The sequence below is a fragment of the Citrobacter sp. Cpa228 genome, assembly GCF_030333085.1.
Taxonomy (GTDB): Bacteria; Pseudomonadota; Gammaproteobacteria; order Enterobacterales; family Enterobacteriaceae; genus Citrobacter; species Citrobacter pasteurii.
Map to the genome: position 1 here is coordinate 134,290 of NZ_JAOWGQ010000042.1, position 17,802 is coordinate 152,091.

Below are 17,802 nucleotides of genomic sequence, written 5' to 3' on the forward strand. Positions count from 1 at the left end.
CACCGTGTCGGGCACTCGCTCGCTGCCAGTCGTACAACTGCTAACAGGCCTACTGTTGTTGGCCTGGCCGTTTTTGATCTGGTTTGGCCTTGCGCATAACAGTCTGCACTGGTTGCTACCGTTGATGGCGCTACTCCTTTTTTTACGCTTTCGCCAGACCCGGCGACAGGCGGGGCCGTTGCGCGTCGTGACACAGGTCGTGGCGGTCGCGGGTATCACGTTGTGCATTGCCAGTTATCTGCTCAAAACGCATCAGTTGCTGCTGTTTTACCCGGTAGTGGTAAACGGCGTCATGCTGTCGGTATTTGGTGGCTCTCTGTGGTCCGCGATGCCCATTGTTGAACGCCTGGCGCGGCTGCGCGACCCAAATCTGCCCGAGGCAGGAGTACGCTACACACGCCGTGTGACACAAATCTGGTGCGCCTTTTTCATCATCAACGGCAGCGTTGCGCTCTTTACCGCACTGAATGGCGATATGACCCTGTGGACGACCTGGAACGGTATGGTTTCCTATCTGCTGATGGGAACATTGATGGCCGGCGAGTGGTTAGTTCGCCAGCTGGTGATAAAACGAGATACCCAATGAAGCAGCCCCTCACACTTGCTCAATGGCTCTGTGACCCACGCCCGAACGACGTCCCTGTTGCGTGGCAGGAAGAGCATACCTGGACGCTGGGTCATCTGCGCCATGATGTGGCCCAGTTGATAACGTACCTGCAGCAGCAGGAAGGTGAACGCTGGGCATTGTGCTTCGAGAACAGCTATTTATTTATCGTCGCGCTGCTGGCCACGCTCCATGCTGGCAAAACGCCGGTGATCCCAGGGCACTGTCGCGTTTCGTTGTTAAACGAGCAGCACAGGCTGTTTGACGGCGTACTGAGCGATAAAGCGCTGGAATGGCAGGGGACACTGCGGGTGGTCAGTTCTGCCATGGCATCCGTAACCCACGACATCACGTTTCCGGCAATACGCAGCGATGCCTTTGTGGAGCTGTTCACTTCCGGTTCGACCGGCCAGCCGAAACGCGTGATCAAACCGATCGCTCGTCTGGATAGCGAAGCGGCATTGCTCGCGACACGCTTTGCCGATCGCCTCGCAGGTTGCCGGGTGGTCGCGTCAGTGGTTCCGCAACATCTGTATGGTCTGACGTTTCGTATCTTCTTGCCGATGGCCTTAGGTCTGCCGCTGCACGCGGCAATGCTTTGGTATGCCGAACAACTGGCGGCGCTGAGCCATGAGCATCGGTATGCGTTTATCAGCAGTCCGGCGTTTCTGAAACGCCTCGACCACCACCTGGCACCGCCGCCGGTCGAACTGATTCTGTCTGCGGGCGGTATGCTGCCCTGGCAGGACGTCGCGCAGGCTGCTGACTGGCTGAATGTCTGGCCCGATGAGATCTACGGCAGCACTGAAACCGGGATCCTTGCGTGGCGTTATCGCCATCAAGATGATGTGGCATGGCGGCCTTTTCCCGGCGTCAGATTTCAGCCAGAAAATGATGCGTTTCGCGTATTTTCACCGCTAATTGCCGCTGATGATGGCCTGTTGCTCGATGATATTCTGCAATTTACCGAAAACGGTCAGTTTCGCCTGATGGGCAGGCGCGGGCGAGTCGTCAAGATTGAAGAGAAACGCATTTCACTCAGCGAAGTGGAGCAACGCTTGCTGGCACTGGACGGTATCCGTGATGTCGCGGCATTGCCGGTCTCACGCGGGGGGCGCCAGGGCGTTGGCGTCCTGCTGGTACTGGATGACAAAGCCCATCAACGCTGGCTCGCGTGCGGAGGAAAACCGCAAGAACTGACCTGGCGACGTTCGCTGTTGCCCTGGCTGGAGCCGGTCGCCGTTCCCCGCTACTGGCGGGTGATTGATGAGATTCCGGTCAACAGTATGAACAAGCGTGTCTATGCGCAATTACAGGAGTTATTTCATGAAACCCCATGAAATCGAGCGCCATCAGGCACAGCCTCAACAGGCTGAGATTGTTTTACATCTCGACCCTTCGCTGTTTTGGTTCAGCGGGCATTTTGCCGTGCAGCCACTACTGCCAGGCGTTGCACAGCTGGATTGGGCGATGCATTACGCCACCACGTTGCTGGTTCCTGGCTGGCGTTTTCACAGTATTCAGAATGTGAAGTTCCAGTCACCGCTATTGCCTGGAACCACCGTCACCCTGAGTCTGAGCTGGCAGGAAGAACGTCAGATGCTCTCTTTTAGTTATCAGCGCCACGACGGTGAAGCGCGCCATACCGCCAGCAGCGGGAAGATTCGGTTATGCCGCTGACGTTTTCCCCCTGCGTGTTGATCCCCTGCTATAACCACGGCGCGATGATGTCGGGCGTTTTGGATCGTCTTCAGCCATTCAATCTCCCCTGCATTGTGGTGGACGATGGCAGCGACAAGGCCACACAAGATCAACTGGCACGCCTGGCGGCAGAATACAGCAATCTGACGTTAATTCGCCTGCCGGTCAACGCAGGCAAAGGCGCGGCGGTGATTAGTGGAATTCAGGCGGCGGCAGATGCCGGTTTCAGTCATGCCGTGCAGGTCGATGCCGACGGTCAGCATGCCATTGAAGATATTCCCAGGCTGCTTGCATTGGCAAAAGAACATCCGGCAGCGCTCATTTCCGGGCAACCGATTTACGATGATTCTGTCCCTCGCTCGCGCCTGTACGGACGCTGGGTAACCCACATCTGGGTGTGGATAGAAACGCTTTCGTTGCAGCTAAAAGACAGCATGTGCGGCTTCCGGGTGTATCCGGTGGCACCAACACGGCAACTGGCACAGCGCGTGACGCTCGGCAAACGAATGGATTTTGATACCGAAGTAATGGTGCGCCTCTACTGGCAAGGCAACCCCAGCTATTTTATCCCCACGCGAGTCATCTATCCGCAGGACGGGCTATCCCATTTCGACGCGCTCAAAGACAATCTGCGCATTTCATTAATGCACACTCGCCTGTTTTTTGGCATGTTGCCGCGCATCCCCGCCCTGCTTTTTCGTCGTTCATCAACACACTGGGCGCAGCAGCAGGAAGTCAAAGGGCTGTGGGGAATGCGTCTGATGCTGCTGGTCTGGCGTTTACTCGGTCGCAAAGCCTTCTCCCTGCTACTGTATCCGGTAGTCGGCGTTTACTGGCTCACCGCATCAACTGCCCGAAAAGCCTCTCAGAGCTGGATTCGCCGCGTACGGGCGCAGCTGATCGCACGCCGGATGCCAGTACCGTCAAACCTGACCAGTTATCAGCATTTCCTGCGTTTTGGCAGCGCAATGCTGGATAAGATTGCCAGCTGGCGCGGTGAGCTGCATGTCGGCCGCGATGTTGTTTTTGCACCAGGCGCAGAAGAGACGCTAAATGTCAGCGACCCGCGAGGAAAACTGCTGCTGGCCTCACATTTGGGCGACGTCGAAGCCTGTCGGGCACTGGCCCAGCTACAGGGCAGTAAAACAATCAATGCGCTGGTATTTAGCGATAACGCCCAACGCTTTAAACAAATTATGGAAGAGATGGCCCCGCAGGCTGGGTTAAACCTGCTACCGGTGAACGATATTGGCCCGGATACCGCCATTCTGCTCAAAGAGAAACTGGATCGTGGCGAATGGATAGCCATCGTTGGCGATCGCATCGCAGTCACTACCCAACGTGGCGGCGAATGGCGTGTCTGCTGGAGCCGCTTTATGGGGCAAGTTGCGCCATTCCCACAGGGCCCGTTCATTCTTGCGTCTATTTTACGCTGTCCGGTGGATCTGATTTTCGCCCTGCGCCAGCAGGAGAAACTACGCATCCACTGCGAACCATTTGCTGACCCGCTGCTCTTGCCGCGAGCCACCCGACAACAGGCATTACAGAATACCGTCGATCGCTATGCCGAACGTCTTGAGCACTATGCACTTCAGTCGCCACTCGACTGGTTTAACTTTTTCGATTTCTGGCAGCTGCCGGACACCAAAGACAAGGAGTAAAGGGTGCTTAACGATCCCCGCTTTACGGCTGAAGTCGAGCTGACTATTCCGTTTCACGACGTCGATATGATGGGTGTAGCGTGGCATGGCAACTACTTCCGCTATTTCGAGATTGCCCGCGAGGCACTGCTGAACCAATTCAATTACGGTTATCGGCAGATGAAAGAATCTGGCTATCTGTGGCCCGTGGTCGACACGCGGGTAAAGTATCGCAACACCCTGACTTTCGAGCAGCGTATCCGTGTGCGTGCCCGTATTAAAGAGTTCGAAAATCGCCTGCGTATCGACTACGACATTTTCGATGCTGAAACAGGAAAACGCGCCACAACGGGCTATACCATCCAGGTCGCCGTGGATGAAAAAAGCCGTGAGCTGTGCTTTGTCAGCCCGGACATTTTGTTTGAACGAATGGGAGTGACGCCATGAAATTATGGCCATTGTTGGTGCTGCTCATCAGCCCTTTTGTGAGCGCCCTGACGCTTGATGACCTGCAACAGCGTTTTACCGAACAGCCGGTCGTTCGCGCCCATTTCGATCAAACCCGGACGATAAAAGATCTGCCGCAGCCGCTGCGGTCTCAGGGCAAAATGCTGATCGCCCGTGACCAGGGTCTGTTGTGGGACCAAACCGCGCCGTTCCCGATGCAACTGTTGCTTGATGATAAGCGGATGGTTCAGGTGATTAACGGTCAGCCACCGCAGACCATCACCGCCGAAAACAACCCGCAAATGTTCCAGTTCAATCATCTGCTACGTGCATTATTCCAGGCGGATCGTAAGGTGCTGGAGCAAAACTTCCACGTGGCCTTTACCGACGTAGGGGAGGGGCGCTGGACGTTACGCCTGACGCCAATCACCACGCCGCTGGATAAGATTTTCGCGACGATTGATTTAGCCGGCAAGACCTACCTGGAGAGCATTCAGCTCAATGACAAACAGGGCGATCGCACCGCTATCGCGCTTTCCCAACACCAACTGACGCCAGCGCAACTGACCGATGATGAACGCCAACGCTTTGCCGCCCAGTAAACGTCCTGCGCTATTATGGGGGCTCGCCTGCCTGATTATGCTGGGCGTCTTGTTGACGCTACTCCCGCAGGCCAGGCTCAATAGCAGCGTGCTGGCCATGCTGCCAAAACAGGCAATGGGCGACATTCCACCGAGCCTGAACGAGGGCTTTATGCAACGCCTCGACCGGCAGCTGGTCTGGCTGGTGAGCCCCGGTAAGCAACCGAACCCGTCGGCGGCCCACGACTGGCTGACGCTACTGCAAAAATCGCACGCGCTGGCCCAGGTGAAAGGCCCGATGGACGCCGACAGCCAGCAGGCATGGGGCGCTTTCTTCTGGAAACACCGTAACGGCCTGATAGATAACGATACCCGCACTCGTCTGCAAAACGGCGGCGAAGCCCAGGCCCAGTGGATCCTGTCCCAGCTATACTCCGCGTTCTCCGGCGTCAGCGGCAAAGAGTTGCAAAACGATCCCCTCATGCTGATGCGCGGCTCGCAGTTGGCCATGGCTAAAAATGGGCAGCGTTTGCGCCTGATGGACGGTTGGCTGGTCACTCAGGACGAGCAGGGCAACTACTGGTATCTGTTACATGGCGAGCTGACCGGCTCATCGTTTGATATGCAACAGACGCACCAATTGGTCACCACGCTGAATACGCTGGAAGGTGAGTTCAAAGCCCACTATCCGCAGGCACAATTGCTGTCTCGCGGTACGCTGTTCTACAGCGATTACGCCAGCCAGCAGGCGAAACAGGATATCTCGACCCTCGGCATAGCGACCGTAATCGGGGTGATCCTGCTCATCGTGGCCGTGTTTCGTTCACTGCGTCCGCTGCTGCTGTGCCTGATTTCAATTGGTATTGGCGCGCTGGCGGGAACCGTCGTCACGTTGCTGATTTTTGGCGAACTCCATCTGATGACGCTGGTGATGAGCATGAGCATCATCGGTATTTCCGCCGACTATACGCTCTACTATTTAACCGAACGGATGGTGCACGGTGCAGAAACATCACCATGGCAAAGCCTTGCCAAAGTACGCAATGCCCTGCTCCTGGCACTACTCACTACCGTGGCGGCTTATCTGATTATGATGCTGGCCCCCTTCCCCGGTATTCGCCAGATGGCGGTATTCGCGGCGGTGGGTCTGAGTGCCTCGTGCCTGACGGTCATTTTCTGGCATCCATGGTTGTGTCACAGGTTACCGGTGCGCCCGGTTCCGGCAATGGTACTCATGCTACGCTGGCTTGCCGCCTGGCGGCGGAATAAGAAATTATCCGTTGGCCTACCGGTGGCGCTGGCGGTGTTCTCGTTGGCAGGCATGGCGACGCTACGCGTAGACGATGATATCTCACAGTTACAGGCGCTGCCGCAGGGCATTCTCGCTCAGGAAAAAGCGATTACCGCCCTGACCGGGCAAAGCGTCGACCAGAAGTGGTTTGTCGTGTACGGCAAATCCGCTCAACAAACGCTGGAGCGACTGGAAGCCTTTACTTCCGCGCTGGAAGAGGCAAAAAAAGACGGATTACTCAGCGGATATCGCACTATTCCGTTAAATTCGCTCGCCCGGCAGCAGCAGGATCTCACCCTGTTAAAAGATGCCGCGCCCGCCGTCACAAAGGCCTTAAACAGCGCCGGACTGGCAACGGTGAAACCCGATCTTAGCGCCATGCCGGTCACCGTCGATGTCTGGCTTTCCAGCCCGGCCAGTGAAGGCTGGCGCTTACTGTGGCTGTCGCTGGCGGATGGTGAAAGCAGCGTGCTGGTTCCCGTTGCAGGAGTGAAACAAAGTGATGCTTTAAACACGCTCAGCACGAAATATTCCGGCGTTGCGTGGGTGGATCGTAAGAGCAGCTTTGACAATCTGTTTGCCCTTTATCGCTATATTCTGACGGGCTTGCTATGCGTTGCGCTGGCGGTAATTGCCTGTGGCGCCGTCATTCGACTTGGCTGGCGTAAGGGCTTTATTAGCCTGGTCCCCTCGGTGCTGTCTTTAGGTTGTGGTCTGGCGGTACTGGCTCTGAGTGGTCATGCGCTCAACCTGTTCTCGCTGCTGGCACTGGTGCTGGTGCTGGGGATTGGCATTAACTATACGCTGTTTTTCAGTAATCCACGCGGTACGCCACTGACGTCGCTACTGGCTATCACACTGGCGATGATGACCACGCTCCTGACGCTCGGCATGCTGGTCTTTAGCGCCACTCAGGCAATCAGCAGTTTTGGCATTGTATTGGTGAGCGGTATTTTCACTGCATTTTTGCTGTCACCCCTGGCGATGCCAACGAAAAGAGAGAAGAAGAAAAGATGATGTTATCGACATTTTTTGCCGGGTGGCGGATTCGCCTTATCAGGCCGTTAATGATGGCGCTCGCCGCACTGGTTCTTGCCGGTTGCAGCCACACACAGCCGGAACAGCAAGGCCGCCCGCAAGCCTGGCTCGCACCGGGCAGCCGTGTGACGCTACCTGCTCCGGGGATTTCTCCCGCGGTGAATTCACAACAGCTGCTGACCGGAAGTTTTAACGGCAAAACTCAGTCGCTGTTGGTCATGCTTAATGCTGATGATAAGAAAATCACACTGGCCGGGCTGTCATCAGTTGGCATTCGCCTGTTCCTCGTGACTTACGATGAAAAAGGATTGCACACCGAACAATCGATCATCGTTCCGCAACTGCCGCCCGCCAGTCAGGTGCTGGCTGACGTGATGCTCAGTCATTGGCCAATTAGCGCCTGGCAACCGCAATTACCTCAAGGCTGGACGCTCGTCGATACGGGCGATACACGTGAACTGCGCAATAGCAGTGGCAAACTGGTCACGGAAATCACGTATCTGAATCGCAAAGGAAAACGCGAACCGATCAGCATTGAACAGCACGTATTTAAATACCACATCACCATTCAATACCTGGGTGACTGAGATGATCTACATTTCTGCCGTTGGCATGATTAACGCGTTAGGCAATAACACCGATGAAATCGCCGCCAACCTCACACGTGGCATCGCGCCGGGAATGCGTCCGCGCGCGAACTGGCTGCAAGGACACCCACCCGCCGTATTAGCAGGCGTTGACGGTGATCTACCCGCGATCCCTCAGCAATTTAGCGCACATCGTTCGCGCAATAACCAGCTACTGCTGGCAGCACTGGCACAAATCCAGCCACAGGTGGATGACGCTATCGCCCGGTTTGGTCGCGATCGTATTGCTGTCGTTCTCGGCACCAGCACCTCCGGTCTGGATGAAGGTGACGTTCACGTTGATCTGATGCTCAACGACAAAGAGAGCACCGACTGGCGCTACCCGCAGCAGGAACTGGGCGATCCGTCGCGTTTTCTTAGCCACTGGCTGGCGCTGGATGGCCCGGCCTTTACGCTCTCAACCGCCTGCTCGTCCAGTGCACGGGCTATCATGAGCGGGCGTCGCTTAATCGAATCTGGTCTGGTGGATATTGCCATTGTCGGCGGTGCCGATACGCTAAGTCGGATGCCCATCAACGGTTTCCACAGTCTGGAATCGCTCTCCCCAACGCGATGTCAGCCGTTTGGCCGCGACCGCAATGGGATCACCATCGGCGAAGGCGCCGCATTGATGGTATTAACCCGCGAGCCACAGCCCATTGCGCTGCTGGGCGTCGGCGAATCCAGCGATGCATACCATATTTCGGCTCCCCATCCGCAGGGAGAAGGTGCCATTCGCGCCATAGGCCAGGCGCTTAACGACGCAGGAATGACACCGGAACACGTGGGCTATATCAATCTGCACGGAACGGCCACTCCGCTAAACGATCAGATTGAGTCCAACGTCGTAAGCACGCTATTTGGCGACACGGTCCCATGCAGTTCAACCAAACACCTGACCGGGCACACGCTGGGCGCGGCGGGGATCACCGAAGCAGCAATCAGTATGCTGATTCTGCAACGCAACCTGCCCCTGCCACCGCAGGATTTTAGCCAGTCGCCGCGCGATGAAACATTGCCACCCTGCGGCATCATTGAACAGCCGCAGCCGCTGACTCGCCCGGTAATCTTATCTAACTCGTTCGCCTTCGGCGGTAATAATGCCAGCATCCTGCTCGGGAGAATCTCATGAGCCACTATTTATCACCGGGCGACTATTTACCGCATGACGCGCCGATGCTACTCCTTGAAGAGGTCGTCAGTGTGGCGGACGAAACCGCCACCTGCCACGTAACAGTATCGGCAAACAGCGTACTGGCTCCTTTCCTCGACCCCGATGGCAATCTGCCCGGCTGGTTCGCACTGGAATTAATGGCGCAGACCATTGGCGTCTGGTCTGGTTGGCACCGCCAGCAACAAGGTCAGGCGAGTATTGCATTAGGTATGGTGCTGGGCGCACGCGAGTTAGTCTGTGCTGCGGGTGTTCTGCCTGCCGGGAAGAGGCTGAGCATTCATGTCAAATTGCTGATGCAGGATGCACGATTCGGTAGCTTTGAATGCGTCATTCAGGCAGACAACACGACGCTGGCAACCGGTCGCGTCAACACCTTCCAGCCGACAACAGAAGAAATTAACACGCTATTTCAACAAGGAGCGTCCACATGAGTCGTTCAGTTTTAGTTACGGGTGCCAGCAAAGGTATCGGTCGCGCCATCGCCAGACAACTGGCGGCAGATGGCTTTGTGGTCGGCGTGCACTATCATCGCGATACGCAAGGTGCACAAGACACGCTGGAGGCTATCCTCGCCGCTGGCGGCGCAGGGCGTCTGTTGGCGTTTGACGTTGCCAATCGCGAGCAGTGCCGTGAAGTACTGGAGCACGATATTGAGATTAACGGCGCATGGTACGGCATTGTCAGCAACGCCGGAGTGACGCGTGATGCCGCCTTCCCTGCGCTCAGCGATAACGACTGGGATGCGGTGATCCACACTAACCTCGACAGCTTTTACAACGTCATTCATCCGTGCATTATGCCGATGATTAGCGCACGCCAGGGGGGGCGTATCATCACACTGTCTTCAGTATCCGGCGTGATGGGCAACCGCGGTCAGGTTAATTACAGTGCAGCAAAAGCCGGTATTATTGGCGCCACCAAAGCGCTGGCCATCGAACTGGCAAAACGCAAAATTACCGTAAACTGCATTGCACCAGGGCTGATTGATACCGGGATGATCGAGATGGAAGAAGCCGCATTGAAAGAGGCGATGTCGATGATCCCCATGAAACGGATAGGTCAGGCTGAAGAAGTGGCCGGGCTTGCCAGTTATTTAATGTCGGATGTGGCGGGCTATGTCACTCGCCAGGTGATTTCCATCAATGGAGGGATGTTATGACACGTCGTGTCGTGATTACAGGCATGGGCGGCGTCACCGCCTTTGGGGAAAACTGGCAGGATGTCTCCGCCAGGCTATTGGCGTATGAAAATGCGGTACGCAAAATGCCGGAGTGGCAGGTTTATGACGGACTGCACACGCTGTTGGGTGCGCCGATCGACAACTTCACTCTGCCGGAACACTATACCCGCAAGCGCATTCGCGCCATGGGTCGCGTGTCGCTGATGTCCACTCGCGCATCGGAACTGGCGTTAGAACAGGCCGGACTGATTGGCGATCGGGTACTGACCAACGGTGAAACCGGAATAGCATACGGTTCCTCCACAGGCAGCACCGGGCCGGTGAGTGAGTTCGCGACCATGCTGACCGAGAAGCACACCAATAACATCACCGGCACGACCTACGTGCAAATGATGCCGCACACCACGGCTGTTAACACCGGATTGTTTTTCGGCCTGCGTGGGCGAGTCATCCCGACATCCAGCGCCTGCACCTCCGGTAGCCAGGCAATTGGTTACGCATGGGAAGCCATCCGACACGGTTATCAAACGGTGATGGTTGCCGGCGGTGCAGAAGAACTGTGCCCTTCCGAAGCCGCCGTATTTGATACGCTGTTCGCCACCAGCCAGCGCAACGACGAACCGAAAACCACCCCCTCCCCATTCGATGAAAAACGCGATGGTCTGGTCATCGGGGAAGGTGCTGGTACGCTGGTGCTGGAAGAGTTGGAACACGCTAAAGCGCGCGGAGCAACGATTTACGGTGAAATCGTCGGCTTTGCCACTAACTGCGATGCTGCCCATATCACCCAGCCACAGCGTGAGACAATGCAGATTTGCATGGAAAAATCGCTGAGCATGGCCGGTATTAGCAGCCGGGATATCGGCTATATTTCAGCGCACGGTACCGCAACCGATCGTGGCGATATTGCAGAAAGTCAGGCGACTGCCGCAATTTATGGTGATAATGTGCCGCTATCCTCGCTTAAAAGCTATTTTGGGCATACCCTTGGCGCTTGTGGCGCACTTGAGGCCTGGATGAGTCTGCAAATGATGCGTGAAGGCTGGTTTGCGCCTACGCTGAATTTGAGTCAGCCAGATGCCAATTGTGGCGCGCTGGATTACATTATGGGTGAAGCCCGCAAGATTGATTGCGAGTTTTTGCAGAGCAATAACTTTGCGTTTGGCGGCATCAATACTTCTATCATCATCAAACGTTGGCCGTGATATGTACCGGATCGTTCTAGGGAAAGTTTCTGATTTAAGCACCGGCGTGCTGCCTGATGCGCTCTATGAGCAGGCACCGCAGGGCGCACGCCGCGCACGCTGGCTGGCGGGCCGCGTGCTGCTTTCCCATGTCCTTTCGCCATTGCCTGATATCGTCTACGGCGAGCAAGGAAAACCGGCCTTTTCGGCCGACACGCCGCTGTGGTTCAATCTTAGCCACAGCGGTGATGACATTGCTCTGCTGCTTAGCGACGAAGGGGAAGTGGGCTGCGATATTGAAGTCGTGCGCCCGCGCGAAAACTGGAAGACGCTGGCGAATACGGTGTTCAGTCTTAGGGAGCATGCCGAAATCGAAGCAGAACATCCGGACCACCAACTGGCGGCTTTCTGGCGCATCTGGACGCGCAAAGAAGCCATCGTTAAGCAGCGTGGCGGCAGCGCCTGGCAAATTGTCAGCATCGATAGCACTACGCTGACATCCTCGCTCTCCGTTAGCCAGTGCCAGCTCGAAACCCTGAGTCTGGCCGTGTGCACGCCAACGCCATTTACCCTGACAGCCGACGCCGTGCAGAGGCTGTAACTCCCGCATTCCCTGTGCGCCGACGCGCGACATGAAAGGTTAACTGCAGATGCAACGAGTCACCATTACTCTCGATGACGATTTACTGGAAACGCTGGATAGCCTGAGCCAGCGCCGTGGTTACAACAATCGTTCTGAAGCGATTCGCGATATTTTGCGTGGTGCGCTGGCGCAGGAAACGACCCAGGAACATGGCACTCAGGGCTTCGCGGTACTCTCATATGTTTATGAACATGAGAAGCGTGATTTGGCCAGTCGCATTGTTTCGACGCAGCACCATCACCATGATTTGTCGGTCGCTACGCTACACGTTCACATCAACCATGACGACTGCCTGGAAATCGCCGTTCTGAAAGGCGATATGGGCGATGTTCAGCATTTTGCCGATGATGTGATTTCCCAGCGCGGGGTGCGCCACGGTCATTTGCAGTGCCTGCCAAAAGAAGAGTAATTACCTTATTCGTTGCCGGGGGCGCTTCGCTTGCCCGGCCTACACCCGTTCTCGTTTGTAGGCCGGATAAGGCGCCGCCGCCATCCGGCAATAATATTCACGCCATCGTGCCAATCGTCTTGCGAAAGCGTAACAGCGCTATCAGGAAAAACGCACCGCCAATCGCCAGTAGCGTCAGGAACTGCGGCCAGACGATACTGAACCCAGCCCCACGATAAAGAATCGCCTGCGCCAGGCTGACAAAGTGGGTGGTCGGCATGGTTAGCATGATGTCCTGCACCGCCTGCGGCATACTTTCACGCGGCGTAGAGCCGCCGGAGAGCATCTGTAACGGCAGCAACACCAGAATCATCAGCAGTCCCAACTGCGGCATGGAGCGCGCCAGTGTGCCCATAAAAATACCGATCGAGGTGGTCGCGAACAAGCTCAGCGCCACGCCCAGCATAAACAGCGGTATCGAACCTTCAATGGGTACGCCGAGCACGCCTTTTACCATCAACATCAACGACAGGCCAGAAACCACCAGCACCACCAGCCCCATCGACCAGATTTTTGCCATCATGATCTCAAATGGCGTTACCGGCATGACCAGCAGATGTTCTATCGTCCCGTGCTCACGCTCGCGGATCAGCGCCGAGCCGGTGAGCACAATCGCCAGCATGGTGATGTTGTTGATAATCGCCATCACCGCGCCAAAGCGGGCGGGTTCCAGATTGGGGTTAAAACGCATGCGCATTTCCAGCGCCACCGGCGGCTCGCTGTTGTCACGGTAACGCGCCACAAAGCTGTTCACCTCGCCGCTGATGATATTCTGAATATAGCTGTTGCCGGTAAAGGCCTGGCTCATCCGCGTGGCATCGACGTTAACCTGAATATCCGGCTGCCGCCCGGCCAGCACATCACGCTGAAAATCAGGCGGAATATTCACAGCAAAGGTATAGCGTCCGGCATCCAGCCCGGCATCCATCTCATCGGCGGTGATCATCTCCGGCGGTAAAAACCACGGGCGATAAAAGCTGTTCACAATGCGATTCGACAACTGCGACTGATCCATATCGGCGATGGCTATCGGTGCCAGGTGCAGCGAACCTGGGAGCACGGTGGCGGAAGAGTAAACCGAAATCGTGAAGGCGAAGACGATCAGCGTCAGCATCGCTTTATCACCCAGCAGGCTGCGTAGCTCTTTGATGCCAAGGTTATAAATATTACGTAGTCGGCGCATCACACCTCCTGTTTTTTCAGCAGTAATACGCTCAAACCAATCACCACCGGAATGGCTACCGCCAGCGGCATAAACAGCTGCCAGAGATCCGTCAGATCCAACGCTTTAGAGAACGTCCCGCGCGCAATGGTCAGAAAATGGCTGGTCGGATAAATTTCGCCAATCCAGCGTCCAGGTCCTTCGAGCGAGGCGACCGGGTCGATCATCCCGGAAAACTGCGTCGCCGGGATCAGCGTAATAATTGCCGTACCAAAAATGGCGGCGATCTGGCTTTTCATAAACGTGGAGATTAACAACCCCAGTCCGGTGGCAATGGTGACGTACAGCAGCGCGGCCAGCGTCAGAGTCATAAAGCTGCCCTTATGCGGGACGCCGAACACAAACACCGACAGCGCACACAGCAGCAGGAAGTTCAGCATCCCCAGCACGATGTACGGCAACTGTTTGCCGAGTAAAAACTCGCTGCGAGTCGTGGGTGTAACGTACAGGTTGATAATCGATCCCAGCTCTTTTTCGCGCACCACGCTGAGGGCACTGAGCATGGAAGGGATCATCATCAGCAGCAGCGGGATCACTGCCGGAACAATCGCCGGCAGGCTCTTCACATCCGGGTTGTAACGATAGCGAGTTTCAATGGTCATCAGCCCGTTTTGCCCACTGGCATTGGGTTGATGCGCCATCACGTCCTGTAGCCAGGTCTGGTGCATCGCCTGCACGTAGCCTCTGACCGTTTCAGCGCGGCTCGGCATTGCGCCATCGACCCAGACGCCAATCTTCACCGGCGTGCCACGCGCGATATCGCGGCCAAAGTTTGGCGGGATCTCTATTGCTACCGCCACTTCGCCCGAACGCATCCGTTTGTCCAGCTCGTCATAACTGGTGAGCGGCGGCTGTTCGATAAAATAGCGCGATCCCGCCAGATTCAGCGTCCACGCCTGGCTACTGACGGTCTGGTCACGATCGAGCACCGAAAAACGCAGGTTTTCCACATCCATGCTGATGCCATAACCCATGATCAGCATCAGGATCACTGTGCCCATCAGCGCCAGCGTTGAACGAACCGGGTCACGTCGCAGCTCCAGCGCTTCACGGCGGCTGTAGCTGAACAAGCGCCGCAGGCTAAAGCCCTGCCGCGGCGGCTGACTGTTTTCATGCACTGCCGGGACATTGGCTGGCGCTAACTGAGCTTCCGGCGCCGGGCCTGCCGCTTCCTGTAACCAGGAGATAAACGCCTCTTCCAGACTGGCGGCACCACGCTGTTTCACCAGTTCCTGCGGTGTGCCGCTGGCCAGTACTTTTCCGGCGTGCATCAGCGACATCCGGTCGCAGCGCTCCGCTTCGTTCATAAAGTGGGTAGAGATAAAAATGGTCACTTTGTCCTGCCGCGACAGATCGACCATCAGTTGCCAGAACATGTCCCTCGCCACCGGATCGACCCCGGAGGTCGGCTCATCAAGAATCAACATTTCCGGGCGATGGATCACTGCCACCGCCAGCGACAGGCGTTGACGGATCCCCAACGGCAGCGCGCCGGGCAACGCGTCTTCGACATCGGTCAGCGAAAAGCGCTCGCTCATCTCTTGTACCCGCCCGGGGATTTCCGCTTCGGGGATATGGAACAGTCGCGCATGTAGTTCGAGGTTTTGCCGGACGGTCAGCTCGCTGTAGAGCGAAAACGCCTGCGACATATAGCCCACCCGGCGGCGGGTATCGATATTCTTCGGGTCAACCGCTTGCCCAAACAGCCACGCCTCACCTTCGCTTGCGGGTAGCAGACCGGTGAGCATCTTCATGGTGGTGGATTTACCGCAGCCGTTGGAGCCGAGAAAACCGAAGATTTCCCCGCGGGGAATACGAAAGTTAACGTGGTCAACGGCGACAAACTTGCCGAAGCGCATGGTCAGATCTTTCGCTTCAATAGCAATTTCTTCCTGCTCAGCGTGATACGGCGGGATCACCACCGGTTTATGCGCCTGGCGCTGGGCTTCAGGTAGCAGCGCGATAAACGCCTGCTCCAGCGTGTTGCTGTTGGTTTGTTCGCGTAGCTGCTGGGCGCTCCCAGTGGCTAACACCTCCCCGGCGTTCATCGCTACCAGCCAGTCAAAGCGCTCGGCTTCTTCCATGTAAGCGGTCGCAACCAGCACGCTCATGTTGGTCTGTCGCTGGCGAATGCTGTTAATTAGATCCCAGAACTGGGCGCGGGACAGCGGATCGACCCCGGTGGTGGGTTCATCGAGAATTAACAGTTCCGGGTCGTGGATTAACGCGCAGCACAGCCCCAGCTTTTGCTTCATCCCGCCCGAGAGTTTCCCGGCGGGACGGTCGCGAAACGGTGCCAGGCCGGTGCTGTTCAGCAGCTCGGTAATCCGCGCTTCGCGTTCCGCTTTATCATGACCAAACAGCCGGGCAAAGAAATCGACGTTCTCATACACCGACAGCGTATGGTACAGGTTTTTCCCTAACCCCTGCGGCATCCAGGCAATGCGCGGGCAGACATCCCGTCGATGTTTTGGGTCGCGCATATCGCCGCCCAACACCATCACGTTGCCGTGTTCAATGACTCGCGCACCGGAGATGAGCGACAGCAGGCTCGATTTTCCGACGCCATCCGGGCCAATAAGCCCCACCATGCAGCGGGCGGGGATATCCAGCGTGATATTGTTCAGCGCGACCGTTGTCCCGTAATGCTGACTCACGCCGTCAAGGTGCGCCACGGGAGGAACGGGAACCAGCGCCAGATGCGTCATTGCGGCAACCTCACCACCAGGTCGTCAGGCCAGGGGCGATTTTCATCAACACGCACCCAGGCCATGCCCGGCAGACCGGTTTTCACGTACTCCAGGTGCTGCTGTAACAGCTCCGGCGGGATACGCGCTTTCACGCGGAACATCAGTTTTAGCCGCTCATCACTGGTTTCAACCGTTTTCGGCGTGAACTGCGCGACGCTTGCGACAAAGCTGATGGTCGCAGGAATACGCAGATCCGGCGCGGCATCCAGCACCAGTCGCGCTTCACCGCCAATCTTCAGCAGGCCAGCCTGTTCGGTCGGCAAGAAGAATGTCATGTAGACATCGCTGAGATCGACCATATTCAGCACGCGCCCGCCTGCTGACAGCACTTCGCCCGGTTCAGCCACGCGGTACTGCACGCGACCATCGCGCGGGGCTTTAAGCTCGCTGTCATCGATATCTGCCGCAATGCGTCGTTCGGTAGCCTGTGCGGCTTCGACCCGGGTTTGCGCCTGAATGATGCTGGTACGGGCGGCTTCAATCGCCGCTTTCGCGGCAGAGACCTGCGCCTTTGCCGATTCCAGCGCAGCACGCGCACTTTCAGCGGCGGCCCTGTCGTCATCCAGTTGTTGCTCAGATACCGCACCACGCAGGGACAGTGAACGGGAGCGTACGTGGCGTTTAGAGACCGACTGCAACTCTGCTTCACGCTGTTTTACCACCGACTGCGCGGCGCGCATTTCGCTTTGCCGTTGTTCCAGCAACGCCCGTGCCGCCGCCACCGCACTTTCCGCTTCTTTGATTTGCGCGACCGCTTCCAGCCGCTGCTCGTGCAGCACGCGGGTATCCATTTTCGCCAGCACCTCGCCCTGACGAACGAACTGCCCTTCCGACACGAGGATCGTATCAATACGTCCGGCAATTTTGGTGGCAATATCCACTTCAGTGGCTTCAATTCTGCCGTTGCTGGCGGCAAACCCTTCCGGTATCCCCGCAGGACGCAACATCCACCATGCTATTGCAGCAACCACCACCACAATACCCGCGCCCCACCACACCAGATGACGCTTAATCTTATCCATATTCGACCCGCCGTAATCCCTGTTATCAAACGATGCGTGTCACAAAACCCACTGAACTGCTATTCAGTGAGAGATTCCATCCGGGATGAGAAGGAATGAGAAATAATGGCCAAAGAGCGGACAGGCGTTAAGGCAACGCATACCGCGAAGGAAGTGAGTGACGAAAATGCTGTGAAATCGGGTAGTAATGTTGTCATCATCAGCGTTCCTGGCCGGAAATGAAACACGCATACTCATAACTGCTGTCTATT

The 17,802-nt window shown here is 56.7% G+C and carries 17 protein-coding genes; 14 read left to right on the plus strand and 3 right to left on the minus strand.

Annotated features, from left to right (window positions below):
- Window positions 1-4: 4 nt before the first annotated feature.
- Genes OGX91_RS08265 through nikR form a run of 14 tightly spaced genes read left to right on the plus strand, consistent with a single transcriptional unit; the run spans window position 5 to window position 12,518 of the window.
- Window positions 5-586: a COG4648 family protein gene (locus tag OGX91_RS08265; protein WP_040231686.1), complete on the plus strand. Its 582-nt coding sequence runs from the start codon at window positions 5-7 to the stop codon at window positions 584-586.
- Window positions 583-1,944, plus strand: a complete 1,362-nt coding sequence (locus tag OGX91_RS08270; protein ID WP_005121564.1) for an AMP-binding protein — start codon at window positions 583-585, stop codon at window positions 1,942-1,944. The genes OGX91_RS08265 and OGX91_RS08270 overlap by 4 nt, the downstream gene beginning before the upstream one ends.
- Window positions 1,931-2,284, plus strand: coding sequence for an ApeI family dehydratase (locus OGX91_RS08275; protein ID WP_172741969.1), 354 nt, complete (start codon window positions 1,931-1,933; stop codon window positions 2,282-2,284). Before OGX91_RS08270 ends, OGX91_RS08275 begins: the two co-directional genes overlap by 14 nt.
- Entirely contained in the window at window positions 2,275-3,966 is a 1,692-nt protein-coding gene (locus tag OGX91_RS08280) for a glycosyltransferase family 2 protein (RefSeq protein ID WP_005121562.1), read from the plus strand. Before OGX91_RS08275 ends, OGX91_RS08280 begins: the two co-directional genes overlap by 10 nt.
- A 3-nt stretch (window positions 3,967-3,969) precedes the next feature.
- Entirely contained in the window at window positions 3,970-4,392 is a 423-nt protein-coding gene (locus OGX91_RS08285; RefSeq protein WP_005121561.1) for an acyl-CoA thioesterase, read from the plus strand.
- Window positions 4,389-4,994, plus strand: coding sequence for a LolA family protein (locus OGX91_RS08290; RefSeq protein ID WP_286625935.1), 606 nt, complete (start codon window positions 4,389-4,391; stop codon window positions 4,992-4,994). The genes OGX91_RS08285 and OGX91_RS08290 overlap by 4 nt, the downstream gene beginning before the upstream one ends.
- Window positions 4,963-7,281: an MMPL family transporter gene (locus OGX91_RS08295; RefSeq protein ID WP_286625936.1), complete on the plus strand. Its 2,319-nt coding sequence runs from the start codon at window positions 4,963-4,965 to the stop codon at window positions 7,279-7,281. Before OGX91_RS08290 ends, OGX91_RS08295 begins: the two co-directional genes overlap by 32 nt.
- On the plus strand, window positions 7,278-7,889 hold the full coding sequence (locus tag OGX91_RS08300) for a DUF3261 domain-containing protein (RefSeq protein WP_072041456.1): 612 nt from the start codon (window positions 7,278-7,280) through the stop codon (window positions 7,887-7,889). The genes OGX91_RS08295 and OGX91_RS08300 overlap by 4 nt, the downstream gene beginning before the upstream one ends.
- A 1-nt stretch (window position 7,890) precedes the next feature.
- On the plus strand, window positions 7,891-9,060 hold the full coding sequence (locus OGX91_RS08305; protein ID WP_005121557.1) for a beta-ketoacyl-[acyl-carrier-protein] synthase family protein: 1,170 nt from the start codon (window positions 7,891-7,893) through the stop codon (window positions 9,058-9,060).
- Window positions 9,057-9,533: a hotdog family protein gene (locus OGX91_RS08310; RefSeq protein WP_040231676.1), complete on the plus strand. Its 477-nt coding sequence runs from the start codon at window positions 9,057-9,059 to the stop codon at window positions 9,531-9,533. The genes OGX91_RS08305 and OGX91_RS08310 overlap by 4 nt, the downstream gene beginning before the upstream one ends.
- Entirely contained in the window at window positions 9,530-10,261 is a 732-nt protein-coding gene (locus tag OGX91_RS08315) for a 3-ketoacyl-ACP reductase FabG2 (protein ID WP_199947402.1), read from the plus strand. The genes OGX91_RS08310 and OGX91_RS08315 overlap by 4 nt, the downstream gene beginning before the upstream one ends.
- Window positions 10,258-11,487, plus strand: a complete 1,230-nt coding sequence (locus tag OGX91_RS08320) for a beta-ketoacyl-ACP synthase (RefSeq protein ID WP_005121552.1) — start codon at window positions 10,258-10,260, stop codon at window positions 11,485-11,487. Before OGX91_RS08315 ends, OGX91_RS08320 begins: the two co-directional genes overlap by 4 nt.
- Window position 11,488: 1 nt before the next feature.
- Window positions 11,489-12,067 carry a 4'-phosphopantetheinyl transferase AcpT gene (acpT, locus tag OGX91_RS08325; RefSeq protein ID WP_040231672.1) on the plus strand — a complete coding sequence of 193 codons (579 nt, stop codon included), beginning with the start codon at window positions 11,489-11,491 and terminating at the stop codon, window positions 12,065-12,067.
- Between the two features lie 49 nt (window positions 12,068-12,116).
- Window positions 12,117-12,518, plus strand: coding sequence for a nickel-responsive transcriptional regulator NikR (nikR, locus tag OGX91_RS08330; RefSeq protein ID WP_005121550.1), 402 nt, complete (start codon window positions 12,117-12,119; stop codon window positions 12,516-12,518).
- Between the two features lie 97 nt (window positions 12,519-12,615).
- Here nikR and OGX91_RS08335 read toward each other — a convergent pair whose 3' ends face one another.
- Genes OGX91_RS08335 through OGX91_RS08345 form a run of 3 tightly spaced genes read right to left on the minus strand, consistent with a single transcriptional unit; the run spans window position 12,616 to window position 17,551 of the window.
- On the minus strand, window positions 12,616-13,740 hold the full coding sequence (locus OGX91_RS08335) for an ABC transporter permease (RefSeq protein WP_005121549.1): 1,125 nt from the start codon (window positions 13,738-13,740) through the stop codon (window positions 12,616-12,618).
- On the minus strand, window positions 13,740-16,487 hold the full coding sequence (rbbA, locus tag OGX91_RS08340; RefSeq protein ID WP_286625937.1) for a ribosome-associated ATPase/putative transporter RbbA: 2,748 nt from the start codon (window positions 16,485-16,487) through the stop codon (window positions 13,740-13,742). Before rbbA ends, OGX91_RS08335 begins: the two co-directional genes overlap by 1 nt.
- Window positions 16,484-17,551 carry an HlyD family secretion protein gene (locus OGX91_RS08345; protein WP_005121547.1) on the minus strand — a complete coding sequence of 356 codons (1,068 nt, stop codon included), beginning with the start codon at window positions 17,549-17,551 and terminating at the stop codon, window positions 16,484-16,486. The genes rbbA and OGX91_RS08345 overlap by 4 nt, the downstream gene beginning before the upstream one ends.
- Window positions 17,552-17,802 lie beyond the last annotated feature (251 nt).

Excerpts from the sequence above, each read along its gene's own strand:
- OGX91_RS08270 (WP_005121564.1), top strand. The coding sequence starts at position 583 with ATGAAGCAGCCCCTCACACTTGCTCAATGGCTCTGTGACCCACGCCCG.
- OGX91_RS08300 (WP_072041456.1), top strand. The coding sequence starts at position 7,278 with ATGATGTTATCGACATTTTTTGCCGGGTGGCGGATTCGCCTTATCAGG.
- OGX91_RS08320 (WP_005121552.1), top strand. The coding sequence starts at position 10,258 with ATGACACGTCGTGTCGTGATTACAGGCATGGGCGGCGTCACCGCCTTT.
- OGX91_RS08305 (WP_005121557.1), top strand. The coding sequence starts at position 7,891 with ATGATCTACATTTCTGCCGTTGGCATGATTAACGCGTTAGGCAATAAC.
- OGX91_RS08345 (WP_005121547.1), bottom strand. The coding sequence starts at position 17,551 with ATGGATAAGATTAAGCGTCATCTGGTGTGGTGGGGCGCGGGTATTGTG.
- acpT (WP_040231672.1), top strand. The coding sequence starts at position 11,489 with ATGTACCGGATCGTTCTAGGGAAAGTTTCTGATTTAAGCACCGGCGTG.
- OGX91_RS08275 (WP_172741969.1), top strand. The coding sequence starts at position 1,931 with ATGAAACCCCATGAAATCGAGCGCCATCAGGCACAGCCTCAACAGGCT.
- OGX91_RS08280 (WP_005121562.1), top strand. The coding sequence starts at position 2,275 with ATGCCGCTGACGTTTTCCCCCTGCGTGTTGATCCCCTGCTATAACCAC.
- rbbA (WP_286625937.1), bottom strand. The coding sequence starts at position 16,487 with ATGACGCATCTGGCGCTGGTTCCCGTTCCTCCCGTGGCGCACCTTGAC.
- OGX91_RS08290 (WP_286625935.1), top strand. The coding sequence starts at position 4,389 with ATGAAATTATGGCCATTGTTGGTGCTGCTCATCAGCCCTTTTGTGAGC.
- OGX91_RS08335 (WP_005121549.1), bottom strand. The coding sequence starts at position 13,740 with ATGCGCCGACTACGTAATATTTATAACCTTGGCATCAAAGAGCTACGC.
- OGX91_RS08315 (WP_199947402.1), top strand. The coding sequence starts at position 9,530 with ATGAGTCGTTCAGTTTTAGTTACGGGTGCCAGCAAAGGTATCGGTCGC.
- OGX91_RS08310 (WP_040231676.1), top strand. The coding sequence starts at position 9,057 with ATGAGCCACTATTTATCACCGGGCGACTATTTACCGCATGACGCGCCG.
- OGX91_RS08295 (WP_286625936.1), top strand. The coding sequence starts at position 4,963 with ATGATGAACGCCAACGCTTTGCCGCCCAGTAAACGTCCTGCGCTATTA.
- nikR (WP_005121550.1), top strand. The coding sequence starts at position 12,117 with ATGCAACGAGTCACCATTACTCTCGATGACGATTTACTGGAAACGCTG.